The sequence below is a fragment of the Spongiactinospora rosea genome, from assembly GCF_003315795.1.
GTDB lineage: Bacteria > Actinomycetota > Actinomycetes > Streptosporangiales > Streptosporangiaceae > Spongiactinospora > Spongiactinospora rosea.
The window spans coordinates 1-23,891 of the sequence record NZ_QMEY01000035.1; the positions used below are offsets into that span (position 1 = coordinate 1).

The following is a 23,891-nucleotide window of genomic DNA, read 5'->3' on the forward strand; positions in this document are numbered from 1 at the left end:
GTCGTCCGGCCCGGACGCTGCCCGTCATCGACCTCGGCCTGCCGGATCCACGTCCGCAACGCCTCCCGATGCACCCCGAGCTTGTCTGCGACCCGGGCGATCGCGCCTGTCCGCTCGCCCGTCTGCTCACGAAGCTCAAAGACCATCCGAACCGCACGTTCACGCAGTTCAGAGCTGTACTTCCTCGGTGGTGCCATAGCTCCTCACCCTTCCAGGTTCAGGAGCCTCCAACCAACCCGGGGTGATCCAACCCCGAGCTATCGCTGAATCCCCGGGAAGCGGCGGTCGAGGGCACAGACGGAAACCACGACCTGAGCCCGCCGGAATGGACCGGGGGCTCAGCCCATGGACAGGACCGAACCACAGGCCCAGGTGATTATCAGCCCCGGGGAAAGGTGTCGGCGTACTGCTTCTTGTGCAGAGCTACTCGTGACGGTGATTCCGCCTGGCCAGGCCACCGTGGAGCCCTTTGCTGCTTGCGCTGATCGAACAGCCCGTACTTGCGCGGCCACCGCTGATCCCGCCGATGGCAAGGAGGTGTCACCGCATGGCGGTTTCCGTCATCTCCCTGATGTGTGCGGTACGCAGCAGGATTAGCTTGGTCATGTAACGCCGCAGGACAAGAGCCTCTGCGACGGCGCCCAATGGGCCAGCGGGGGCGGCGAAGTCGACGATGTCTTTCATGAGGGTCACCTCGATGCCGGTGTCGCCGTCGTGTGTCGATTCGAAGGTGTGCGCGTGGCGCCAATACCGAAATGGGCCGCTTACTTGTTCGTCGACGAAGTACGAGGGCCGGATGTAGGCGCTGATCGTCGAGGTCAGGTGCCAGGTGAAGCCGAAGTGGCGGGCCCGCCACGTGACTTGATCGCCCAGGGCAAGTTGTCCGGAAGTGACCCCGGCGACTGCTTGCTCGCGCGAGCCGCGCATAGAAGAGGTGTGCAACTCGACCGATAAGGACGCATCGAAGACGACCGCTGGCGGCGCGAGAACCGGGGTGGCCACCTCAAAACGGGACATGCGCGGATCTTAGCTCACGGCAGCGGACACGCCGCTCACCTCTGCACGTTTACCCGTACCTGACTCTGCACATGGACCCGTACGCGGACACCTGTTACCGGCCCTGGAAAGGGGCGAACGAGCGGTCCAGACGGAAACCAAGGGCCGGGCCCTCCGGAATGAACCCGAGGGCCGGCCCGCGGGCACGGCCAAGCCGCAGGCTTCAGCTATTGCCGGCCCTTGCGGAAGGGACGGCCGAAAGCCAAGGCTCGGACAACGGCCAAGCCTGCGGAATGCCCGGAGCCCATCGCCTGGGCAGAACCGAGCCGCAGACTCCAGGGTGGCGCCCCGCCAAGTGGTGTGAATGGGAGCGTTCAAATCGGACATCGCGCAGGTCGGCCACGCCAGGCTGCGGGGAGGTTCGACCGCTCCGCAGGGCGCGATCGGCTCCAGCTGTTCCGGCCCCTGGAAAAGGGGTGACCGAGGGGTCAGACGGAAACCAAAGGCCGGGCACTCCGGAATGAACCCGAGAGCCCATCCGTGGGCAGACCGAGCCGTGGGCCCAGGCGATTGCCGGCACCGGAGGGGGACGGCCGAAGGTCCGGGCGGAAGCCAAACCCCGGACAATGGCCAAGCCTGCGGAATGGACCCCGGATTCAACCCGTGGGCGGAACCGAGCCGCAGGCTCCGGCTGTTATCGCCCTGAGAAAGGGGCGGTAACAGGGCCATGGTCTGGGCCCATCTGAGATGGAGCTGGGGATTGGGCCGAGGTATGGGCCCAGCAACACCTTGCGCCCATGTTGGGCTAGGGGGCGAGGCGGGTCAGGGCGGTGTGGAGGCGGGATTGGGTGCGGGTGGGGCCTAGGGCTTGGATGGATTCGAAGAGGGGGAGGCCGATGGTGCGGCCGGTGAGGGCGACGCGGATCGGGGCCTGGGCCTTGCTGAGTTTGAGGCCGTGTTCCTGGCCGACCTCCTCCAGAGCCGTCTTCAGGGACTCGGGGTCGAAGGAGACGGTCTCCAGGCGGGCGAGGTAGCCGGAGAGGATCTCGCGGGGGGAGTTCTTCATGGCCTTGTCCCAGCTGGCCTGGTCGAACACCGGCTCCGGGAGGAACAGGAAGTCGACGTTGGGCACCACCTCGGACAGCACGGAGATGCGGGTCTGGACCAGCGGCGCGATCTCGGCGAAGACCTGGCGGTCCCAGGACGGGTCGAGGAAGGGGTCGCAGCGGGCGATGAACTCCGCGAGCGGCAGCGCCCTGATGTACTCGCCGTTGAACGCCCGCAGTTTCTTCTCGTCGAAGAAGGCGGAGGCGGAGTTGACGTCTTCCAGCTTGAAGAGCGGCATCATCTCCGACCACGGCATGATCTCGCGGTCGCCGCCCGGCCCCCAGCCGAGCAGCATCAGGTAGTTGACCATCGCCTCGGCGAGGTAGCCCTCGTCGCGGTAGGACTCCAGGGCGACCTTGTCGCGGCGCTTGGAGAGCTTCTTGCGCTGCTCGTTGACGATCACCGGCAGGTGCGCCCACACCGGTGGCGTCGCGCCGAGGGCGGGCCAGAGCAGCTGCTGGCGGGCGGCGTTGGGCAGGTGCTCCTCGCCGCGGATCACGTGGGTGATCGACTGGGTGATGTCATCGACGGCGTTGGCCAGCACGTACAGCGGAGAGCCGTTGGTGCGGGCGATGACGAAGTCCTCCTGGGCGTCGTTGGGGAACTCCAGCCGCCCGCGGATCACGTCGTCCACGACCGTCACGCCTTCGTCGGGCGTGCGGAAGCGGACGGCGCCCGAGGTCAGTCCGCGGTCGCGGCAGTGGCCGTCGTAGCCGCGGTGCTCCGAGCCGGTACGGGCCTCAAGCTGCTCCCTGGTGCAGTCGCAGTGGTAGGCCTTGCCGTCGGCGAGCAGCTTGGCCACCGCCTCGCGGTGCTGCGGCTCGTAGGCCGACTGGAAGTAGGGGCCCTCGAAGACCGGGTTCTCGCCGTGGATGCCGATCCAGGCGAGCGCGGAGATGATGCCCTCGGTCCACTCCGGCCGGTTGCGCGCGGCGTCGGTGTCCTCGATGCGCAGCACGAACTGCCCGCCGTACTGTTCGGCGAGCGCCCAGTTGAACAGCGCGGAACGCGCGCCGCCGACATGGAACATGCCGGTGGGCGAGGGGGCGAAACGAACCCTAATCACGGGAGACCACCCGGTTGCTGAGAGTGCCGATTCCTTCGATGCCGACGCCGACCTCGTCACCCACGCTGAGCGGGCCGACGCCCGCCGGTGTGCCGGTGAGGATCACATCGCCGGGGATGAGCGTCATCACCGCGCTCACGTAGGCGATCAGCGCGGGGATGTCGTGCAGGAGCTGGGAGGTCCGGGCGCTCTGCCGGATCTCGCCGTTGACGGTCGTGGTGATCGCGAGGTCGGCCGGGTCGAGATCCGTCTGGATCCAGGGGCCGAGCGGGCAGAAGGTGTCGAAGCCCTTCGCCCGTGTCCATTGACCGTCCTTCTTCTGCAGGTCGCGGGCGGTCACGTCGTTGGCGCAGGTGTAGCCGAAGATCACCTCGGCGGTCCGCTCGACGGGCACGTCGCGGCACAGCCGGCCGATCACCACGGCCAGCTCGCCCTCGAAGTCGACCCGTTCGGAGAGCTTCTCGGGGTAGACGATCGCCTCGCCGGGGCCGATCACGGAGGTGGACGGCTTGCTGAAGACCACCGGCTCGGCCGGCGGTTCGGCGCCCATCTCGCGGGCGTGGTCGGCGTAGTTCTTGCCGATCGCGATGACCTTGCTGGGCAGCATCGGCGCGACCAGACGCACCTCGGAGAGGGGCCGGCGTTCACCGGTGAACTGCACCGTGCCGAACGGATGGCCGTGCACGGCCGCGACGAACTCTTCGCCGGGCCCGCCTTCGACCACGCCGAATGTCACACCTTCGCCGGTGGTGAACCTCGCTATGCGCACTGGTGGCCGCCCCTGACAGTCGGATGCCGTACGGCACGAGCCTACTGAGGCCGCCGAGTGGTTTCCGCCAGCGGACCTCCGGGGCTTTCCAGCGGATGACCAGGAGGCCGTACGCGAAGGGAAATGACATGGAAACTACCGGGAAAAAGGGCATCAAGTACGGATTGTGCCGCTGACCTGCGGCAATAGGAGGATATATCGCGTTTTTTGGGATGCCCTGAGCGCACTTGGAGGGCACTCGGGGGGTCACTGAGGTGGCCACGAGGAAGTACGAGGAGCCGGGGGGAACCGACGTGTCCGAGACCACGCACAGGGAAGCAGCGGTACCCCGCGCCCGCACCGAAGAGTCCGGCGCGGCCGGGCCGTTGCAGTCGGGCAAGGGGAACACGACGATCGCCGACGGCGTCGTCGCCAAGATCGCCGCGATGGCGGCGCGCGACGTGTCCGGGGTTCACGAGATGGGCGGCACCGCCGGGCGCGCGCTGAACGCCGTGCGCGGCATGGTCGGCGGCGGTGACCGGCCCACGACACAGGGCGTCTCGGTCGAGGTGGGCGAACGGCAGGCCGCCGTGGACGTGAACCTCGTCGCGGACTACGGGGTCGCGATCCCGGACATGGCGTCCGCCGTACGCACGAACGTGATCACCGCGGTGGAGCGCATGTGCGGCCTTGAGGTCACCGAGGTGAACATCAAGGTGGACGACGTGCACCTGCCCGATGACGACAAGCAGGGCGGCGACCAGCAGAAGAGGGCCCAGCAGCAACAGCAGGAAGAGTCGCGGGTCCGGTGAACGGCGGGTACCCCGCGGAGGGGACGCCCCCCGGGCCGCCGGCCGAGCCCACCGAGCCCGTCCAGACCGGTGAGCGCGGTGAGTCCGCGCCCCGGGAAGGGGAACGCGGCGCGAGCACCGGCACCGAGGACGAGTTGGTTCGGGACATCGCGCGCCGGGTCGAGGGGTGCGCGGACGTGGCGGAACTGTCCGGCGGGCCGTTCGGGACGATCGCGACGTACCTGCCCGGCGGCCGGGTCCGTGGGATCGCGCTACGGGACGACGGGCTGGACATCGCGGTCACCGCCAGGTACGGCACGCCGCTGCCCGAGATCGCCGACCGGATACGGGAGGCCGTCGGGCAGGCGGCGGGCGGCAGGCCGGTGAACGTGAGGATCGACGATCTACAAGTGAGCACCTGAAACACGCTCAACACCACACCGAAGCCTCAAGGAGGCAGGAATGGAAACCTTCCCACTGTGGCCGATGATCGGCCTCATCGTAGGTCTGGCACTCGGGTTCGCCGGAGCGTTCGGTGGCCTGGGGGCGTTCCTGCTGGTCCTCGTTCTCGGGGCGGTCGGCCTGCTGGTCGGCCACCTGCTGGAGGGCGGCCAGGTCGATCTCTCGCGGCTCGCCGCGAGGCGGCGGTGACCCAGGCGATGACCGACACCAGGGCAACGGCGGCGCCGCCGGGGCAGCGCGGCCGGACGATCATCCCGGACCAGGTGGTCTCACGCGTCGCCGCCCGCGCGGCCCGTGAAGTGGACGGTGTGCTCGAGGTACGGCGGCGCGGCGCGGTGCCGTGGAGCGAGCGGACGAGCGCCAACGTGGACGGCGGCCTGGCCACGCTCGCCCTGGACGTGACCGTGGCCTACCCGGCCCCGCTGCGTACCCTCACCGAACGGATACGCCGCCATGTGGCGGCCAGGGTCCACCAGTTGACGGGGCTCGCCATCGGCCATGTGGACATCGACGTGACCGCGATGGTGCCGGCCCAGCGCGCCGGTGAGACGGGCCGCAGGGAGTCGCGATGAGCACGGCCGGTACGTACCCGCAGGCCGACGCCCCGCCGCGCAAGGGCGGCAGGCGGGCCGATCACGCCGCCGCGCACGCGTTCCGGCCGTGGCGCAGGTGGCCTGCGGTGATCGCCTCGGTGGTGCTGATGGCGCTGGGGATCATCGCCGCGATCGAGATCATCTCGGCGCTGTTCGGCGGCGCGGCGCGCGTCGTGCCGTACGAGCCGCTGTGGCGGTGGGCGACGAGCGCGCACTGGAACGAACCCGCGATGCTGACAGGGGCCGCCGTCGCGGCCCTGCTCGGGATCATCCTGCTGCTGGCCGCGCTGATCCCCGGACGGCCGCGTTTCGTGCCGCTGCGCAGCGGCGACCGCGACCTGATCATGGGCATGCAGCGCCGCAGCTTCACCAACGCGGTACGGCACGCGGTCGAGGACGTGGACGGGGTCAGGGAGGCCAAGGCCCGGCTGCGCCGGGGAAGGGTCCGTGTGACGGCGACGACGTCGCTGCTGACGGCCGCGCCGCGGCTGACCGAGGCGGTACGCCAGGCCGCCGCGGCGAAGATCCGCACGCTGGCTCCCGTGTCCACGCCGGACGTCAAGGTGACGGTACGCGACGGAAAGGGCCGCCGCCATGGAACGTAAGACGGCCAGGGGCAACCGGCTGGGGCTGATGCTGTGCGGCCTGGCGCTGCTCCTTCCCGGGCTGTACGCACTGGCCAGAGGGCTCGGGCTGTTCGGCGCGGCGGCGCGGGACCAGCCGGTGATCGGCCCGGGGGTGACCGGCTTCTTCGCGGCCAACCCGTGGCTGTGGTGGGTGCTCGCGGTGGTCTCGGTGGTGCTCGCGCTGCTCGGGCTGCGCTGGCTGTTCGCGCAGGCCCGCAAGGACGTACTGTCCGGGCTGCGGCTGGCGCAGGGACCGACGGGCAAGACGGACGTCGAGGCCGACGGCGTGTCCAAGGCGCTGGAGTCGGATGTGTCCGACCATCCTGCGATACTGCGTGCGAAGGCCGACCTGACCGGCACGCGGAAGAAGCCCGGGGTACGGCTGGCGGTCGTGGCGGACGAGCGTTCGCCGATCGAGGAGGTACGGCGGCACCTCGGCGGCAAGGCGATCCCGCGGATGCGCGACGCGCTTGAGGTGGAGAAGCTGCCCGCCGTCGTCCGGCTCAAGCTGGAAGAGCCCTCCAAGCCATCACGAAACATCCACTAACCGGGCAAAACATCTGGCAACCGAAGAAATGTCCACAAGCTGAGATGGCGTGCTCGCGCAGCGAGACGGAACCGGTATGGTATGCGCATGGATTCTCGCAGCATCCGCCTGGCGGTCATTCCCGGAGACGGCATCGGCACCGAGGTCGTCGACGAAGGTCTGAAGGTGCTCCAGACGGTCGGCCCGAAGGTGGAGACCACCACCTACGATCTCGGCGCGCGGCGGTACCACGCCACCGGTGAGACGCTGCCCGACGCGGTGCTGGCCGAGCTGCGCGACTACGACGCGATCCTGCTGGGCGCGGTGGGCGACCCCAGCGTGCCGCCCGGCGTGCTGGAGCGCGAGCTGCTGCTGCGCCTGCGCTTCGACCTCGACCACTACGTCAACCTGCGCCCGGTCAAGCTCTTCCCGGGCGTCACCACTCCGCTGGCCGCGTCCGGCCCCGGCGACATCGACATGGTCGTCGTGCGCGAGGGCACCGAGGGCCCCTACACGGGGGCGGGCGGCGCGATGCGGCGCGGCACGCCGCACGAGATCGCCACCCAGGAGTCGTTCAACACGGCCCACGGCGTGGAGCGGGTGATCCGGTACGCCTTCGACAAGGCCCGCGGGCGCGACCGCAAGAAGCTCACGCTGGTCCACAAGACCAACGTGCTGACCTACGCGGGCGACCTGTGGGCGCGCACGTTCGACCGGCTCGCCGCCGAATACCCTGAGGTCACCACCGACTACTGCCACGTCGACGCGGCCTCGATGTTCTTCGTCAGCCAGCCGGAGCGGTTCGACGTGATCGTCACCGACAACCTGTTCGGCGACATCCTGACCGACATCGGCGCCGCCATCGCGGGCGGCATCGGCCTCGCGGCCAGCGGCAACGTCAACCCCGACCGCACCGCGCCGAGCATGTTCGAGCCGGTCCACGGCAGCGCGCCCGACATCGCGGGCCAGGGCAAGGCCGACCCGACCGCCACGATCCTGTCGGTCGGCATGCTGCTCGACCACCTGGGCTTCACCGACGCGGCGGGCGCGATCGAGCGCGCGGTGGCCGACGACCTGGCCGAGCGCGGCGACGCGGTGCGCAGTACGAGCCGGATCGGCGACGACATCACCGCACGAGTAGCCGGGTAGCCCCGGGCCGCTCACACTCACGCGCATGGCGACCCGGGAGGGGTGCCATGCGCGTTCGCATGTCGGCCGAAGGTCTTCGGGACCACCGAAGGTGACAGGCTGTGAGCTTCGTAAGGTGTGACACACCACACGAAGAACGTGAAATGTACCGTCACACGCGGGAGACGGCGCAGCGGGAGCCGGGTCACCCAAACCTGGACTCCCAGGCTCTGCCGAATGTCCAGATTATGCAGTAGCTTTCCGTTACGGCCTGCCTCCGTCGCACAATGGAGTCAGGGCAGACCATCCAAGAGAAGGACCTCGCCATGACCACCGCTCAGAAGCTCAGCTTTGACGTGCAGCTCACGGACCATGCTCGCACCGTAGCCGAGCGTGAGCAGGTACTGGCGAACCCTGGGTTCGGCCAGCACTTCACCGACCACATGATCTCGGTCGACTACACCGAGGGCGTGGGCTGGCACGACGCGCGGCTGCTGCCGTACGGCCCGCTCACCCTCGACCCGGCAACGTCCGTCTTCCACTACGCGCAGGAGCTGTTCGAGGGCCTGAAGGCGTACCGGCAGGCCAACGGCAGCATCGCCACCTTCCGCCCGTTCGCGAACGCCGCCCGCTTCAACGCCTCGGCGCTGCGCATGGCCATGCCCGAGCTGCCCGAGGAGACCTTCGTGGAGTCCTTGGAACTGCTCGTGCAGACCGACCGGGAGTGGGTGCCCACCACCGAGGGGCACAGCCTCTACCTGCGCCCGTTCATGATCGCCACGCAGGCGGCGCTCGGCGTCAACTACCCGTCGCGCGCCTACAAGTACATGGTGATCGCCTCGCCGGCCGCCTCCTACTTCTCCGGCGGCGTCAAGCCCGTGTCGGTCTGGCTGTCCACCGAGTACACCCGCGCCGCCCCCGGCGGCACCGGTTTCGCCAAGTGCGGCGGCAACTACGCGGCGGCCTTCGTGGCCCAGCGGCAGGCCGTCGAGAACGGCTGCGACCAGGTCGTCTGGCTCGACGCGGTGGAACACCGCTACGTCGAGGAGATGGGCGGAATGAACCTGTTCTTCGTCTTCGGCAACAAACTGCTCACCCCCGCCCTCACCGGCACGCTCCTGCCCGGGATCACCCGTGACTCGATCATCACCATGGCGGGCGACCTGGGGCTGGAGGTCGCCGAGGGCCGCCTCTCCATCGAGGAGTGGCAGGCCGGGTGCGAGTCGGGCGAACTGACCGAGGCCTTCGCCTGCGGCACTGCCGCCGTGATCACCCCGGTCGGCACCGTCAAGGGCGCCGACCGCGGCTGGACGATCGGCGACGGCACCCCCGGCCCGGTGACGCTCAAGCTCCGCGACGAGCTGGTCGGCGTCCAGTACGGCGCACGCCCCGACACCCACGACTGGGTCCACAAGATCTGCTGACGTCAGGGCACGCCTGCGGCCGGGACTCGCCCGAGATCCCGGCCGTGGCCGTCAGTTCTTCCTGATCAGCGTCAGGCCGTCGGCGATCGGCAGCAACACGCTGGTCACCCGCGCGTCGCCGCGCACGAGGTCGTTGAACGCGCGCATCACCACCGTGCTCGCGGCGTCGTTCGTCGGATCGGCCACGTTCCCGTCGCGCAGGGTGTTGTCGACGAGGATCACCCCGCCCGGGGCCAGCCTGGCCATCACCAGCTCGTAGTAGACCGGGTAGCCGGGCTTGTCCGCGTCGATGAAGGCCAGGTCGATGGGCGGATCGGCGGGAAAGCGCGTCAGGGTCTCTGCGGCCGGGCCCAGTACCAGCTCGATCCGGTCGGCCACGCCCGCCTCCGCCCAGTAGCGCCGGGCGATCGAGGTCCATTCCTCGCTCACGTCGAAACAGGTCATCCTGCCCCCGGGGGCCATGCCGCGGGCCAGGCAGATCGACGAGTAGCCGGTGAACGTGCCGACCTCGACGATGTTCGCCGCCCCGGACATCTGGGCGATCATGGTCATGAACCGCCCCTGCTCCGGGGAGATCTGCATCCCCGCGTGGCCGCCGGTGATCGCGCGGGTCTCCACGGCGAGGCGTTCCAGCAGGTCATCGGGGGGTGTCGTGTGGGCCAGGACGTACTGGCCCACGGCGGAATCCAGGTAGGTGGCCTTCATGGCGCTCATTCTGCACGGGAGGGGGTGCGCCCGCACGCGTACCGCTCCGTGTCTCGGACTCTGAGATCAATGTGCCAGATGCCGGAGGATGTGGCAGACTGCTAGGCACCATGAAGAACGGTCTGCTCATTATCGGCAGGCGCGCCGGCACGTAACAGGACCACGCCGGCGCGCAGACCTCTCACGTCCGTGAGGGGTCTTTTTGTTTGCCGGAGCGTGCACATGGCGATCGAAGATCGACCCGCGAAAAGACCGTCAAGGAGACGAACCGATGGCCGACGACCGCTTCCACGTCTATGACACAACGCTGCGCGACGGGGCCCAGCAGGAGGGCCTGAACCTCACGGTGGCCGACAAGCTCACCGTCGCGCGCCACCTGGACGGCCTGGGCGTCGGCTTCATCGAGGGGGGATGGCCGGGCGCCAACCCCAAGGACACCGAATTCTTCCGGCGCGCTCGAACAGAGCTCGACCTGAAGCACGCGCAACTCGCCGCGTTCGGCGCGACCCGCCGGGCCGGAGTGAAGGCCGCCGACGACCCACTGGTGGCCGCCTTGCGCGAATCCGGCGCGCCGGTCGTGACCCTTGTCGCCAAGAGTCACGACCGGCACGTGGAGCTGGCCCTTCGCACGACTCTCACGGAGAACCTCGCGATGATCCGCGATACGGTTTCTCACCTTCGTGCGGAGGGTCAGCGTGTCTTCCTCGACGCCGAGCACTTCTTCGACGGGTACAAGTCCAATCCAGCCTACGCGCTCGAAGTCATCCGCACGGCGGCCGAGGCCGGGGCCGACGTGATCGCGCTGTGCGACACCAACGGCGGCATGCTGCCCGACGAGCTGGCCGACGTGGTCCTCGCCGCGGCGGGCACGCAGGCGCGGCTAGGCATCCACTGCCACGACGACACCGGGTGCGCGGTGGCCAACACGCTGGCCGCGGTACGCGCGGGCGTCACGCACGTCCAGGGCTGCGCCAACGGGTACGGCGAGCGGTCGGGCAACGCCAACCTGTTCACGGTCGTGGCCAACCTCCAGCTCAAGCGGGGCTTCGACCTCGTACCGCGCGAGGCGCTGGCCGACATGACCCGCATCGCGCACGCGATCACCGAGGTCACCAACGTCACGCCCAACTCCCACCAGCCCTACGTCGGCGTGTCGGCCTTCGCCCACAAGGCCGGCCTGCACGCCAGCGCCATCAAGGTCGACCCCAACCTCTACCAGCACATCGACCCGGCCGAGGTCGGCAACGACATGCGGATGCTGGTCTCCGACATGGCCGGGCGCGCGTCCGTCGAGCTGAAGGGCCGTGAGCTGGGGTACACCCTCAGCCCGCAGGACTCCCGGGAGCTGGTCGAGCGCGTCAAAGACCTGGAGTCCCAGGGTTACACGTTCGAGGCCGCCGACGCCTCCTTCGAGCTTTTGCTCCGCGACACGGTCGGCGGCGACCGCCGCAGGCACTTCTCCGTCGAGTCCTGGCGGGTCATCGTGGAGCGCCCCGCGGGCGGCGACGTGGTCAGCGAGGCCACCGTCAAGCTGCACGCCAAGGGCGAGCGCATCGTGGCCACCGGCGAGGGCAACGGCCCGGTCAACGCCCTGGACAAGGCCGTACGGCAGGCGCTCGAACGCCTCTACCCCGAGCTGGCCCGGCTGGAGCTGACCGACTTCAAGGTGCGCATACTCGAAGGCACCCACGGCACCCAGGCGATAACCCGCGTGCTGATCACCTCCAGCGACGACACCGGAGAGTGGTCCACGGTCGGCGTCGACGAGAACATCATCGAGGCGTCCTGGCAGGCCCTGGAGCAGGCGGTGACGTACGGCCTGCTCCGGGCCGGGCACGAGGGCGACTAGCGCGGGTCAGGCGCGCTGCGGGGCTCTCAGGAGAGCGTGCCGGCGGGCGTGGCCGTGAAGGACACCGCGCCGCCGGCCGTCTCCACCGTGACCTTGCCGCCCGAGCACCGCACCTTCGGGTCGCCCACACCGGGCACCACGACGGTCAGCAGCGGGTCGGCCGAGGCGGGCGAGAGCACGGCGGGCGCGGGGGTCTTCTTCAGGTAGGAGGGCGAGACCCATCCCTGGATCGGGTTGTTCGCGCCCCTGACCACCTTCAGCCCGCTCACCGGGCGGCAGGATGGCAGCGCGACCTGCACGAGCGTGGCCTTCCAGTCCTTGTCCCGCAGCACGACCCGGCCGCCGCCGGGCGCGGCCGCGGTCAGGCCGAGGTCGAAGTGCCAGATGTTGCTGATCTTGGACTTGCCGGCCGCGGTGTCGAGCACGGCCATCAGGTCATCGCCGTGGTTGACCAGCACCGAGCGCGTACGCGCCACGCCGTACGCCCGGTCGGTCAGCCGGTAGCTCTGCCGGCTCCCGCCGGTGGACGACTTCACCAGCTTGGAGGGGGTGCCGCCACGGAACGCGGCACCGGCCACGACCGGCACATTGTGCGCCTGCGGTGACATGGTCCAGCGGCGGTACGGGGTGTTCTCGTAGGAGTGGAAGCCCACGTCCACCAGCACGTCACGGCCTTGCGCGAAGTAGGTGACGCCCAGGTGGTCCTCGTGGCCGTGGTACTTCAGGCCGGGGCCGAAGCGGATCGAGTAGAACGCCGAGTCCTTCTCATCCTTCCAGGAGGAGCGGCCGAAGACGTACCCGGAGCTGCCGAAGACCTTCACCTTCTGCGTGGGGGCGTCGTAGCCCGCGGGCCGTACGTCGGCTCCGCCGTCGCCGATCGGGACCATGTTGCCGTTGGGCTGCGTGGCGTGCGCGATGAAGGTCTCCAGGGAGTTCCAGCGCTTGGTGATCTGGGCGGGCACGGCGCGGTCGCACGCCTTGATGTTGTCGATGGCGACCTTGAGCCGCTGGTGCACGTAGATCGCGTAACGCGGCGCCTGCTCGCGCAGCGCGCCCTGGGAGTCGACGTCGAGGATCACGGTCTCGGTGAGCCGCCGGATCGCCAGCTTGGACCACTCGTCCCGGCCGTACCGGCAGCCGACGCCGAGCAGCGCGATGTCCTGGTCGATGCCGTGGTTGTGGCCCTTCTCGTAGAGCCTGGGGTCGGCCAGCATGCGGCCGTGCTCGGCCAGGCTCTTCTTCAGCCAGTCATCGCCGACGTGCTTGCTCAGGCACACCAGCGCGGGCGCGCGGAGCGCGATGGGGTGCTCCTGCCAGGCGTAGGGGCTGGTGTTCCGGCCGCCGCGCGGGTTGTCGTCCACCCAGTCCTTGGCGATCTCCCGGGCCCGGCGCAGGTAGCTCTCCTTGCCGTTGAGCTCGTAGTCGGCGACGAGCCTGCCCATCCAGCGCAGGGAGTGGAAGACCATGTCCCATGAGCGGTTCTTGTAGGGGCTCCATCGCCAGTTCACGTTCTTGCCCACCTTGACGGCGGGCAGCCCGAGGAACGACAGCTCCCCGGCCATGACCTCCTCCGACGTCGGCGTGGCGGGCAGCCAGTCCCCCTGACACTCCACCGTCCGCTTCACGGCCACGGCCTCGGCCCCGCTCACCACCCCGCCACCGGCCAGCAGCATGACGGCGGACAACACGAGGGCAGCACTCGATCGGCGACGCACGCCAGTTTCCTTCCAGGACCGGGACAAAAGGGGGCGGATCATGCTTTCCGACCCGCGAAGCCCGGGTCAAGTCACGCTGGGCGCATGAGCCACATCGTTATCAGGCTCGCAGCGGCCTTTTGGAATCCTCTCGAACTGGCGTGCGATCAGTCTCGCTTGCCGCTACACTAAGTAGCTATATAAACACGATGTGAACACACTCTTGGAGGGGTGATGGCCTACATCCACGACCGCTATGGCAAGCTCTGCGAGCTGCTTCCGGACATGCGCGCCGAGCTTCACGATGACCGGATCGTGGTGACCGACATGCCAACGACCGGGGCGCACAATGACGCCTTGTCCGCACTGCTGATGCAGCTCGTCGGTGTGGCGGCCGCGAAGGGGTGGCGGATCTGGCCCGCGATCAAGTTGTTCTTCGGGCCGCAGGAGGCGCGGTTCATTCCCGATCTGGTGGTCGTCAGGCCGGATCGCCGGATGTGGGGGGATGACCACGTGTACGCCGAGGACGCGTTGCTGGTGGTGGAGGTGGTGTCGCCGAGCAGCTCACACGACGACCACCAGCTCAAACCCGCCACCTGCGCACGCGGGAAAGTACCGCTCTACCTGGTGATCGACACCTACGAACAACGCGTACGCCTGCTCAGCGACCCCGGCGAAAAGGGCTACGCCACCGAAAGCGAGGCCGCGTTCGGCGAACCGCTCGAACTACCCGGGCCATGGCACCTCACCCTCGACACCACACCCTTCAAGGACTGTGGCGAGGGCACCGGCCCCGGCCCCCCGGCCGAGTACGAGCGCTACGTCATGGTCTGTGAGCTGCTTCCGGAGATGCGTGTCGAGCTCCACGATGACCGGATCGTGGTGACCGACATGCCGACCGTGAAGCACAGCACTGTCGTGTGGCTGCTGCTCAGGCAGTTGTTCGCGCTCATCGGCGAGCGGGGGTGGCTGGCCTGGACCGGCCCCAAGCTGTTTTTCGGCCCGCAGGACGACCGATACATCCCCGACCTCGTCGTCGCTCCCCCAGAGCACCGCATGTGGGGCGAGGATCACGTATACGCCGAGGACACGTTGCTGGTGGTGGAGGTGGTGTCGCCGAGCAGCTCACACGACGACCACCAGCTCAAACCCGCCACCTGCGCACGCGGGAAAGTACCGCTCTACCTGGTGATCGACACCTACGAACAACGCGTACGCCTGCTCAGCGACCCCGGCGAAAAGGGCTACGCCACCGAAAGCGAGGCCGCGTTCGGCGAACCGCTCGAACTACCCGAGCCATGGCACCTCACCCTCGACACCACACCCTTCAAAGGGCTGTGATGAGGGGGGGCAGGGGTTACTTCGGGGCGGCGGTTTCGATGACCTCGAAGGACCAGATTTCGGAGCCGGTGGCGGCGGGGCCCTGGCCGTGGCCGTGGCCTGCTCCCTGCGGGGGGCCGGAGGGGCGTTCGCCTGCGGCTTGGGCGTGGCCGCGCTGGAAGGCCTGGCTGTTCTGCCAGCGCTGGAAGTCCTCTTCGCTGCGCCAGCGGGTGTAGACGAGGTAGCGGTCGGTGCCGTCGAGCGGACGCAGCAGCTCGAACCACTCGAAGCCGTCCTGGGATTCGACCATGCCCGCGCGGCCGGCGAAACGGCGCTCCAGCTCTTCGCGCATGTCCGGCGGGACGGTCAGGACATTGATCTTGACCACCGATGCCATGGGGCCCTCCTCCGCTCCGTACGGTCACGGATCACTTTAGAGCCCCCGCCCGCCGGTCCGTGTCACCGGCCGACGGGCGGCGCGCCGGTCAGATGTCGAATTCGCCGTCCTTGACGCCGGCCACGAACGCCTCCCACTCGGCGGGAGTGAAGGTCAGCACGGGGCCGTCCGGGTTCTTGGAGTCGCGGAGCAGGAAGAGCTGCTCTCCCTCGGCGGCCTTGTTGTGGCTGGAGTCCGACGAGTCGACGGCCGTGACCTCAACGCAGTGTCCGTCGCTGCGCGAGCTCTTCTTCCACTGGCGAGCGCGTGAGTCCATGTTCTGGTTTCCTCGATCGATGCGGCGGTTCACGAGGGGCGAAACGTACCCCACGCATCGTGCCACACCGCGCCCCTCGTGTCCGGGGGTCCGCAGGGAATGGCCGCTGGATGTCAGCGCGTCGGCGAACCGCCGTTGTCGCGGCGGTCCAGCGCGAACTGAACGGCGTCCGCGGCCTCGTCACGCTCTTCGTCGGAGGGGTTCCAGGGATACATCTCGTACATGATCTTCTCTCGATCTCGTGGGCGAACGCGCACGCGACCACGCGCACGCGGAATGTCGGGCGGGAAAGCAGTTCGGGCACACACGAACTCTTGATCGACCCGTCAACGGGATCCGGGTCACAGATCCTCAGGCGGATCACCGGCCGGCAAGCGCACGCACCGCAGCGGGTCGCCGGCCTGCCCTGGTCAGGCCCCGCCGCGGCAGGTAAGAATCACGAATACCTGGCGCATTACCACATAAGACTACCCCGCGTTCCGGGGTGCGTCTCGCTGGCCGTCCGATTATCTCACCATGTGAGACAACGACACCGTTCAGAGCCAGCCGCGGTCCACGGCGATCCTGATGGCCTCCGCCCGCGTACGGGCGCCGGTCTTGCCGATCGCCGCGGACAGGTGGTTACGTACCGTCCCCTCGGAAAGGTGGAGGTCACGGGCGAGGTCGGCGACCGTGCCACCGGCTGCGGCCGCTCGCAGCACCTGGTGCTCCCGTCGGGTCAGCGGACTGGGGCCGGTGGCCAGTGACTCGGCCGCGAGTTGCGGATCGACCACCCGCAGTCCGGCGTGCACCTTGCGGACGGTGTCGACCAGTTGCTCGGGCGAGATGTCCTTGACGACGAACCCGCTGGCCCCCGCCGCCATCGCGCGGGACACGTAGCCCGAGCGGCCGAAGGTGGTGAGCATGACGACCCGGCACCCCATGTCCTTGAGCAGGGCGGCCGTCGCCAGGCCGTCCTGGCCGGGCATCTGGATGTCCAGCAGGACCACGTCGGCCTCGGTACGGCGGACCTCCCCCGGTACGTCCTCGCCCCGCCCGACCTGGGCCACCACGTCGATGTCGCGTTCGATCCCGAGCAGGGCCGCCAGCGCGCCCCTGATCAGCGCCTGGTCGTCGGCGATCAGCACCTTGATCACGACGGGAACTCGGCTCGCAGCAGGTGGCCGCCCTCCGCGCCGGGCCCGGCCGTCAGCGTGCCGCCCACCGCGCACAGCCGTTCGGTAAGGCCGCGCAGGCCGTGCCCGAGTCCCCGCGCACCCCCGATGCCGTCGTCCGCGATCTCCATCGTGCTCGCGGTCACCCGGATCGCACAACGACCGGCCCGGCTGTGCTTGATCACATTGGTGACACCCTCGCGCAGCACGTAGGCGAACACCACCTGGACGCGCTCCGGCACGTCGGGCGGGCAGGATCGCACGTCCGGACGGATGCCTGCGGCGGACAGCGCCGCCTCCGCGTCGGCCAGCGCGTCCGGCAGCGACGGCCGGTGGTTGGCGGCCACGGTCGCGCGGACGTCGGCCAACGCCTGGCGGCCGAGCCGTTCGATGTCGCGCACCTCCTGCACGGCCCGCCCGGCGGCGCCGTCCTCAAGCAACCGGCGGGCCAGTCCGGCCTTCACGGTGAGCGTGGTCAGCGTGGAGCCGATGACGTCGTGCAGGTCTCTGGCGAGCCGTTCGCGATCCTCGTGGACCCGGGCCTCCGCGATCCGCGCCTGGGCCTGCTCCAGCAGGAGGTACTCCTGCCAGGCGTGCCGCAGCGGGGCCACCGTGAGCACGATCACCATCAGAAAGAGCAGGCCCCACCCGCCCTGGGTGAGACCGGCGACGAGCAACGTCGCGCCGGTCACGACGAGCGCCACCGGCCACCACAGGGCCAGGGAGAGCGCGGCGACGAGATGGGCGAGGTTCCAGGCCGCAAGGTCGTGGCCGAGGACGAGCATCAGGCCGACCCCGGTGATGGCGCAACAGAACACGGCGCGCCACTTCGTGGACCTGCGGGCCGCCGCCGGGGCTCCCAGGATGTAGAGGGCCAGGTACGCGAGCAGCAGGCCGGCCTTGGTGACCTTCCAGGCGGGCGCGGCGGCCGAGGTGACGGTGGTGACGAGCGCATGGTCGAGCGGAGCCGAGAAGACCACGGCCACGCCGTACCAGCCCCAGGTCGTCCGCTGCACGCTGGTGGCTTCGAGAAAGCGGCGTGACCAGGCGAGATGAGCGGGGGGTTCGAAACGCGAAGCCGGGCCGTCGGCGGGCATCACGGTCACCATAACCGCCACCTCCCGGCCTGAGAAGGCCGTGACGCCAGCGTGCTGAGCCCCGCGGAGGCGGGATGTGTCGCGGCGATAGAGGGTGGCGACGACGGCCGCAAGGGCGAGAAACCAGATGAGGACCACCAAGGGACCGGCAAGACCCGGCGAGCCGGAGATGAGATACTGGCGCGCGTTCTCAGCCAGCCAGAAGCTGGGCAATACCTTCCCGAACATCGCCATGAAACCCGGCAAGACCCCACCGGCAACCACTGCGGTGTGGCCGTCAGAGACGGGATCTGTCGCGGCGATAGAGGGTGGCGACGACGAGCAACCATATGAAGACCGGCAAGGCCCGGCGAGCCGGAGATGAGATGCTGGCGCGCGTTCTCGGCCAGCCAGAAGCTGGGCAGGACCTTTGCGAACGTCGCCATGAAACCCGGCAAGACCCCACCGGTACCCACTGCGGTGTGGCCGTCAGAGACGAGATGTGTCGCGGCGGTAGAGAGTGGCGACGACGGCCGCAAGGGCGAGGAACCAGGTGAGGACCACCAAGGGACCGGCAAGGCCCGGTGAGCCGGAGATGAGATGCTGGCGCGCGTTCTCGGCCAGCCAGTAGCTGGGCAGGACCTTTGCGAACGTCGCCATGAAACCCGGGAGGATCTCCACCGGCACCCACAGGCCGCCCAGCATGGCCAGCGGCAGGTAGACGGCGACGCCCAGTCCGTCCGCCGAGTCGGGGCGGACGGAGAGGCCGATGGCCAGTCCGATCACGCCGAACGGGAGTGCGCCCAGCCAGACCGCGAGGGTGGCGCCCAGCCATTGGCCGGCGGTCAGTGACACGCCCTTGAGGGCGAGGCCGGCCAGGAAGATCAGCAGGGTCGTCGGCAGTACCAGGGCCAGTGCGACGATCACCTTGGACACTACGTACGACCACCCGGGCAGCGGGGTCAGGCGGAGCTGCCGGTTCCAGCCGGCCAGCCGTTCCCGGCCGACCCTCGTCCCGACCGCGATCGACACCGACATGGCCCCGAAGGCCGCCATGCTGAGCATCATGTACCGGGACATGTCGATGCCCCTGATGTCCATGTCGCCGAACACCTCGGACATGACCAGGAAGAACACCACCGGCAGGCCGATGGTGACCAGCAGGAAGGTGACGTTCCTCGCCAGTGCCCGCAGTTCCGCCCATACCAGCATCGTCATCGTCAGACCCCCTCTTCGGTGTTCACCGGCTCGTCCGCGGTGAGCGCGATGAAGGCGTCCTCCAGCGACATCGCGGTGACCGAGATGTCATGGGCCGCGGGCGCGCGGGCCAGGAGGGCGCGCAGGGCGGTGTCGGAGTCGGCGCAGTGCAGTTCGGCGCGGTCGCCGCGCAGTACGGCGGAGGCGACGCCAGGCAGCGCGCGCAGCTCGTCGGCAGGGGTGCCGGGAACGACCGCGCCGATGGTCCGCCCGTCCACCTTGGCGCAGATCTCCGCGACCGAACCGTCCGCGATCACGCGGCCCCGGCGCATCAACACGACGCGGTCGGCGAAGTCCTGCGCCTCGGCGAGGTAGTGCGTCGCGAAGACCACCGTCCGCCCGCCGGTGGTGTACTCGCGCATCGCCGCCCAGAAACCGGCGCGCGCGCCGACGTCCATCGCCACGGTCGGCTCGTCGAGCACCAGCAGGTCGGGGTCGCAGACGAGGGCCGCCGCGAACCGCACCCGCTGTTTCTGGCCGCCGGAGAGCCCGCCGTACCTGGCCCTGGCGTACGTATCGACGCCGGCCCGGCCGAGGGCGTCGTCGACCTTCAGCGAGCGCGGGTACTGCGCCGCCATCACCTGGACGATCTCCCTGGCGGTCAGCTCGTCGAGCAGGCCGCCCGACTGGAGCATCGCCCCGACCAGCCCTTCCGCCGTGGCCCTGCGCGGGGTGCGCCCGAACAGGGTGATCTCTCCCTGGTCGGGGGTGGTGAGACCGAGCAGCATGTCCATGGTGGTGGTCTTGCCCGCCGCGTTCGGCCCGAGCAGCGCGAGGACCTCGCCGGGGGCGACCGTCAGATCCACCCCGCGCACGGCATGCACGTCACCGAACGTCTTGTGCAGCCCTTTCAGGCGTACGGCCGCTCCCGCGGCCACCGGATCGCTCATGACCCGACTCTCCCGCTCGTACGGCCTGCGGGCCTCGGCCGCCTGTCACGATCCGGCCATGACGAATGTCACGGATCGGGTGAACTGATCGTGGGGTGGGGACGTTCTGAGCGGTGTGAGAGGTCTTTGGGTGGCCGTGGCCGTGGTCGCGGTGTTCGTGATGGGCGGGCCTGAGCCAGGGGTGAGGGAGGCGCCGGTCGTGGCGGCGGCTTGTCCGCAGCGGTGGGGTGGCACGGGGACGGGCGGCTGGGTGCCCGTCGCGGGGCGGGTGGAGGGCGCCGGGGAGGCGCTGGTGCCCGGGGTGCCGGTGAAGGCGATGATCTGTGCCTATCCGGGGGTCAACGACAAGCCCGGCGGTGAACGGCTGGCCGGTACGCGTACGCTGACCGCCGGGGTGCGGGCGATGGCGCGGGACATCGCCTGGACGCCGATCGGCACCGGGCGGGGGGTCTGCACGGCGATGGCCGGTCCGATGACCAACTATCTGGTCCGGTTCGCCTACCCCGACGGCTCGGCATTGTGGCTGGGTAGCGCGGAGGAGGTCAACTCCTGCGCGATCACCACCAACGGCACCGTCGCATCCGGTTCGTACATCGGCGCGTACATCACCGCCGCCTACCGCACCGGGACCTGGCGTCCCGTCCGGCAGACCGACGCCTGCCAGGGCACCACCGGCCGGCGGGGCCAGGAGGACACGATGGTCCCCGGCGAGCCGGTCTCCGTCACCGTGTGCCGTCGGACCTCACCTGTGGAAACGGCGACCCGCCTGCGGTACGGCGCGCGGGAGGCCGCCGCGCTCGCCGAGGCGCTGAACGCTCCGCGCGCCCGGGAGAGCGAGCACGGCTGTAGCGGCGGACCGGACGACGCGGTGGACTTCCGGCTCGTGTTCGGCTACCGGGACGGGCCGCCGGTGGACGTCACGTTCACGCCCGGATGCGCGCCGCCCATCGACAGCGGCACGCTGCAGACCGGCATCGCCCCCGAACTGGGCGAGCAGATCATCCGCATGGCCCCGGCGAGGTGAACCCCCCGCCGGGGTGAACAGGCGGGTGGTCAGTCGGCGAGGTCGACCGTGCGGCCGGAGTCCGCGCCGATCTCCGCCATGATGGCCGGGAGGAGGTCGTCCGGGATGGTGGTGTCCACGGTCAGGGCGATGAGCGCGCGCCCGCCCTTCTCGTCTCTCGCGACCTGCATGGACGCGATGTTGATGGAGTGGTCGCCGAGGATGCGCCCGACGATGCCGACGATGCCCGGCCGGTCGTGGTAGCCGAAGAAGGCCAGGTGGTCGGTGGGCTCGATCTCCACCGCGAAGCCGTTGACCTCGACGATCTTGGTGACCTGCCGGGTGCCGGCCAGCGTGCCCGACACCGAGACGTTGCGGCCGTCGGCGAGGACGCCGCGCACGGTGACGACGTTGCGCCAGTCGGGGCTGTCCTGGCTGGTGACCAGCTCGACGGCGACGCCGCGGTCCTGGGCCAGCAGCGGGGCGTTGACGTAGGTGACGGAGTCCTCGACCACGTCGGTGAACACGCCCTTGAGCGCGGCCAGCTCCAGCACCCGCACGTCGTGGGCGGCGATCTCGCCGCGCACCTCGATGTCCAGCTTGGTGGCGGTCTCCCTGGCCAGCGCGGTGAAGACGCGGCCGAGCGTCTCGGCCAGGGGGAGGCCCGGCTTGACGTCCTCGGCGACCGCGCCGCCCTGGACGTTGACGGCGTCCGGCACGAACTCGCCGGACAGCGCCAGCTTGACGCTGCGCGCGACCTGGGTGCCGGCCTTCTCCTGGGCCTCGTGGGTGGAGGCGCCGAGGTGCGGGGTGACGACCACGTTGTCCAGCTCGAACAGCGGGCTGTCGGTGCAGGGCTCCTTGGCGAACACGTCGATGCCCGCCCCGGCGACCCGGCCCTCCTTGAGCGCCGCGTAGAGCGCAGCCTCGTCGACGATGCCGCCGCGGGCGACGTTGACGATGCGCACCGAGGGCTTGACGGCGTGCAGCTCACGGTCGCCGATCAGCCCGACCGTCTCCTTGGACTTGGGCAGGTGGACCGTGATGAAGTCGGACTCGGCCAGCAGCTCCTCCAGCGACACCATGCGGACGCCGATCTGCGCGGCCCGCGCGGGCTGCAGGAAGGGGTCGTAGGCGATCAGCTCGACGCCGAACGGCTGCAGGCGCTGGGCGACGAGCTGCCCGATCCGGCCGAGCCCGAGGATGCCGACGACCTTCTCGTCCAGCTCGACGCCGGTGTACTTGGACCGCTTCCACTCGCCGCCCTTGAGCGCGCTGTGGCCCTGGGCGACGTTGCGCGCGCTGGCCAGGATGAGCGCCACGGTGTGCTCGGCGGCGCTGGTGATGTTGGAGGTGGGCGCGTTCACGACCATGACGCCGGCCTTGGTGGCGGCCTCGACGTCGACGTTGTCCAGCCCGACCCCCGCCCGCGCCACGACGCGGAGCCTGGGCGCGTGGGACAGCGCCTCGGCATCGACCTGGGTGGCGCTGCGCACGATGAGGGCGTCGGCCTCGGCGAGCGCGGGGAGAAGCTGGGAGCGGTCGGCTCCGTCGGTCTGACGGACCTCGAAGTCGGCACCGAGTACGGCGATGCCGGCCGGGGAGAGCTCCTCGGCCACCAGGACAACGGGCTTGTTCACGGGACGGTCCTTACTGGTCGGCATGGGTCGCCATGCAGTCTATCGACCGCTTGTGAATGCGTTCACGAGTGTCCCGGCATCCGAGACGCCCCAGGCGGGGCGTTCACGCCGGGCTTACGGCCCGTGTACCCACGGTTGGGCGAATCCACCCGTTCTGCCGCCATCTTGGTATTGCTCGCAAAGAATCTTCACGATTACCCTGATAAGCCGTGGTTCACTACCTATCGTTCGTCATATGAGCATCGGGAACCCCGCTCTCGGCGAAGTGCTCGCCCAGCACGGCAGTCCTCACCGGCTCCTGTCGGCGCTCGCCGATGGAGGAATCCTGGTGGCCGTCCGCCCCGACCGCTCCGTCGTGCTCGGCACGACCCAGGCGGGCGATCGCGTGCTGCTCGGCTACACCAGCCCGCACACCTACGCGCGTCACCGCGGCAGCCACTCCCTGTCGCCGTGTGACGCGGACACCATCCTGGACATCCAGCGGGTGACCGGCGTCCGGGAGGTCGTGATCGACGCCGCGGGCCCGGCGGCCGCGGCGGTCCCGATCGAGGATCTGCAGCGATTCCTGCAGGTGACCCGCACGGGACCGACCCCCGCGATGTCGCACCTCGCTCCGAACGCGTACGCGACGGGGGCGATGGCCACGGTCGGCCAGGCCGCCACCGTGCACAGCGCGCCCACGACGGCGCCCGCGGCCGCCGTCCCGGTGTCGGCGTTCTCCACACCGGCGCCCGCCCAGTCGTGGATCCCGGCGCCGCGCCCGCATCTGTCCGGGCCGATGCAGCAGGTCGATCCGGGGTACCGCCGCTGCGCCCACCCGATCCTGCCCGGCCTGCGCAAGGCCATCGCGCAGATCCTCGCGGACTATCCGCTGGTCCACCACGTGTGGATCTCCGAGGCGCGTACGGCCTCCGGCGCACCCGGCATCATGCTGCACGTCAAGGTGCACATGATGGCCGCCGAGGACGTCGTGCGGGATCTGCACCGCGGCGTACGCGCCCGGCTGCCGCAACTCGCCGCCAGCGAGGCGCCGATCCTGATGGCCCGGGTGGCCGACGCGCGCAGCGAACGCCGGATGATCGAGATCGGTGCCCACGTGGTCTGCGCCGACGTGGCCGACTGA

25 protein-coding genes are annotated in these 23,891 nt (G+C 69.6%); 12 read left to right on the forward strand and 13 right to left on the reverse strand.

The window, feature by feature from the left end:
- The 4 genes from DP939_RS41235 to DP939_RS41250 form a co-directional block, all read right to left on the reverse strand.
- Window positions 1-197 (reverse strand): transposase (locus tag DP939_RS41235; RefSeq protein ID WP_147268273.1); only part of this gene is annotated, 197 nt, incomplete at its 3' end.
- Between the two features lie 343 nt (window positions 198-540).
- Window positions 541-1,017: an SRPBCC family protein gene (locus DP939_RS41240; RefSeq protein ID WP_113986295.1), complete on the reverse strand. Its 477-nt coding sequence runs from the start codon at window positions 1,015-1,017 to the stop codon at window positions 541-543.
- A 784-nt stretch (window positions 1,018-1,801) separates the two neighbouring features.
- Window positions 1,802-3,133, reverse strand: coding sequence for a glutamate--tRNA ligase (gene gltX, locus DP939_RS41245; protein ID WP_263972381.1), 1,332 nt, complete (start codon window positions 3,131-3,133; stop codon window positions 1,802-1,804).
- A gap of 28 nt (window positions 3,134-3,161) precedes the next feature.
- Window positions 3,162-3,938, reverse strand: a complete 777-nt coding sequence (locus DP939_RS41250; RefSeq protein ID WP_113986297.1) for a fumarylacetoacetate hydrolase family protein — start codon at window positions 3,936-3,938, stop codon at window positions 3,162-3,164.
- A gap of 293 nt (window positions 3,939-4,231) precedes the next feature.
- Here DP939_RS41250 and DP939_RS41255 point away from each other — a divergent pair, with 293 nt between their 5' ends.
- The 8 genes from DP939_RS41255 to DP939_RS41290 all read left to right on the forward strand — a co-directional run bounded on the left by DP939_RS41255 (window position 4,232) and on the right by DP939_RS41290 (window position 9,467).
- Window positions 4,232-4,729, forward strand: coding sequence for an Asp23/Gls24 family envelope stress response protein (locus tag DP939_RS41255; RefSeq protein ID WP_113986354.1), 498 nt, complete (start codon window positions 4,232-4,234; stop codon window positions 4,727-4,729).
- Window positions 4,726-5,130, forward strand: a complete 405-nt coding sequence (locus DP939_RS48345; RefSeq protein ID WP_225878842.1) for an Asp23/Gls24 family envelope stress response protein — start codon at window positions 4,726-4,728, stop codon at window positions 5,128-5,130. The genes DP939_RS41255 and DP939_RS48345 overlap by 4 nt, the downstream gene beginning before the upstream one ends.
- Window positions 5,131-5,170: 40 nt before the next feature.
- Window positions 5,171-5,359 carry a hypothetical protein gene (locus DP939_RS41265; protein ID WP_113986298.1) on the forward strand — a complete coding sequence of 63 codons (189 nt, stop codon included), beginning with the start codon at window positions 5,171-5,173 and terminating at the stop codon, window positions 5,357-5,359.
- 8 nt (window positions 5,360-5,367) lie between these two features.
- Entirely contained in the window at window positions 5,368-5,742 is a 375-nt protein-coding gene (locus DP939_RS41270; protein ID WP_113986356.1) for an Asp23/Gls24 family envelope stress response protein, read from the forward strand.
- Window positions 5,739-6,368: a DUF6286 domain-containing protein gene (locus DP939_RS41275; protein ID WP_113986299.1), complete on the forward strand. Its 630-nt coding sequence runs from the start codon at window positions 5,739-5,741 to the stop codon at window positions 6,366-6,368. The genes DP939_RS41270 and DP939_RS41275 overlap by 4 nt, the downstream gene beginning before the upstream one ends.
- Window positions 6,358-6,936: an alkaline shock response membrane anchor protein AmaP gene (locus tag DP939_RS41280; protein WP_113986300.1), complete on the forward strand. Its 579-nt coding sequence runs from the start codon at window positions 6,358-6,360 to the stop codon at window positions 6,934-6,936. Before DP939_RS41275 ends, DP939_RS41280 begins: the two co-directional genes overlap by 11 nt.
- Window positions 6,937-7,023: 87 nt before the next feature.
- Window positions 7,024-8,064: a 3-isopropylmalate dehydrogenase gene (locus DP939_RS41285; RefSeq protein WP_113986357.1), complete on the forward strand. Its 1,041-nt coding sequence runs from the start codon at window positions 7,024-7,026 to the stop codon at window positions 8,062-8,064.
- Between the two features lie 305 nt (window positions 8,065-8,369).
- Window positions 8,370-9,467 carry a branched-chain amino acid aminotransferase gene (locus DP939_RS41290; RefSeq protein ID WP_113986301.1) on the forward strand — a complete coding sequence of 366 codons (1,098 nt, stop codon included), beginning with the start codon at window positions 8,370-8,372 and terminating at the stop codon, window positions 9,465-9,467.
- Between the two features lie 51 nt (window positions 9,468-9,518).
- On the opposite strand, the gene DP939_RS41295 is transcribed toward DP939_RS41290, so the two are convergent.
- Window positions 9,519-10,172, reverse strand: coding sequence for an O-methyltransferase (locus tag DP939_RS41295; protein ID WP_113986302.1), 654 nt, complete (start codon window positions 10,170-10,172; stop codon window positions 9,519-9,521).
- A 271-nt stretch (window positions 10,173-10,443) separates the two neighbouring features.
- Between DP939_RS41295 and cimA the strand changes: the two genes are divergently transcribed.
- Complete coding sequence (gene cimA, locus DP939_RS41300; RefSeq protein WP_113986303.1) at window positions 10,444-12,021, forward strand: citramalate synthase; 1,578 nt, start codon at window positions 10,444-10,446, stop codon at window positions 12,019-12,021.
- A gap of 26 nt (window positions 12,022-12,047) precedes the next feature.
- Here cimA and DP939_RS41305 read toward each other — a convergent pair whose 3' ends face one another.
- Complete coding sequence (locus DP939_RS41305; protein ID WP_225878843.1) at window positions 12,048-13,736, reverse strand: heparinase II/III family protein; 1,689 nt, start codon at window positions 13,734-13,736, stop codon at window positions 12,048-12,050.
- Between the two features lie 213 nt (window positions 13,737-13,949).
- Here DP939_RS41305 and DP939_RS41310 point away from each other — a divergent pair, with 213 nt between their 5' ends.
- Window positions 13,950-15,056 (forward strand): Uma2 family endonuclease, encoded by a 1,107-nt coding sequence (locus tag DP939_RS41310; protein ID WP_113986305.1) that lies wholly within the window; start codon window positions 13,950-13,952, stop codon window positions 15,054-15,056.
- A 16-nt stretch (window positions 15,057-15,072) separates the two neighbouring features.
- Here DP939_RS41310 and DP939_RS41315 read toward each other — a convergent pair whose 3' ends face one another.
- From DP939_RS41315 to DP939_RS41340, 6 genes are all read right to left on the reverse strand, one after another.
- Window positions 15,073-15,432: an antibiotic biosynthesis monooxygenase family protein gene (locus DP939_RS41315; RefSeq protein WP_113986306.1), complete on the reverse strand. Its 360-nt coding sequence runs from the start codon at window positions 15,430-15,432 to the stop codon at window positions 15,073-15,075.
- Between the two features lie 88 nt (window positions 15,433-15,520).
- Window positions 15,521-15,748 carry a DUF397 domain-containing protein gene (locus tag DP939_RS41320; protein ID WP_113986307.1) on the reverse strand — a complete coding sequence of 76 codons (228 nt, stop codon included), beginning with the start codon at window positions 15,746-15,748 and terminating at the stop codon, window positions 15,521-15,523.
- A 536-nt stretch (window positions 15,749-16,284) separates the two neighbouring features.
- On the reverse strand, window positions 16,285-16,884 hold the full coding sequence (locus DP939_RS41325) for a response regulator transcription factor (RefSeq protein WP_113986308.1): 600 nt from the start codon (window positions 16,882-16,884) through the stop codon (window positions 16,285-16,287).
- Entirely contained in the window at window positions 16,881-18,011 is a 1,131-nt protein-coding gene (locus tag DP939_RS41330; protein WP_158578960.1) for a sensor histidine kinase, read from the reverse strand. Before DP939_RS41330 ends, DP939_RS41325 begins: the two co-directional genes overlap by 4 nt.
- Before the next feature lie 456 nt (window positions 18,012-18,467).
- A complete protein-coding gene (locus tag DP939_RS41335) occupies window positions 18,468-19,196 on the reverse strand; it encodes an ABC transporter permease (RefSeq protein WP_113986310.1) in 729 nt (242 codons plus the stop codon).
- A gap of 2 nt (window positions 19,197-19,198) precedes the next feature.
- The gene (locus DP939_RS41340; RefSeq protein WP_113986311.1) at window positions 19,199-20,125 is read right to left on the reverse strand and encodes an ABC transporter ATP-binding protein; all 927 of its coding nucleotides are present in this window, start codon (window positions 20,123-20,125) and stop codon (window positions 19,199-19,201) included.
- Window positions 20,126-20,255: 130 nt separating this feature from the next.
- Here DP939_RS41340 and DP939_RS41345 point away from each other — a divergent pair, with 130 nt between their 5' ends.
- The gene (locus tag DP939_RS41345) at window positions 20,256-21,149 is read left to right on the forward strand and encodes a hypothetical protein (protein ID WP_158578961.1); all 894 of its coding nucleotides are present in this window, start codon (window positions 20,256-20,258) and stop codon (window positions 21,147-21,149) included.
- A gap of 29 nt (window positions 21,150-21,178) precedes the next feature.
- Here DP939_RS41345 and serA read toward each other — a convergent pair whose 3' ends face one another.
- Window positions 21,179-22,768 carry a phosphoglycerate dehydrogenase gene (gene serA / locus DP939_RS41350; protein ID WP_113986313.1) on the reverse strand — a complete coding sequence of 530 codons (1,590 nt, stop codon included), beginning with the start codon at window positions 22,766-22,768 and terminating at the stop codon, window positions 21,179-21,181.
- A 235-nt stretch (window positions 22,769-23,003) separates the two neighbouring features.
- On the opposite strand from serA, the gene DP939_RS41355 reads away from it, so the two are divergent.
- A complete protein-coding gene (locus tag DP939_RS41355; protein ID WP_113986314.1) occupies window positions 23,004-23,891 on the forward strand; it encodes a hypothetical protein in 888 nt (295 codons plus the stop codon).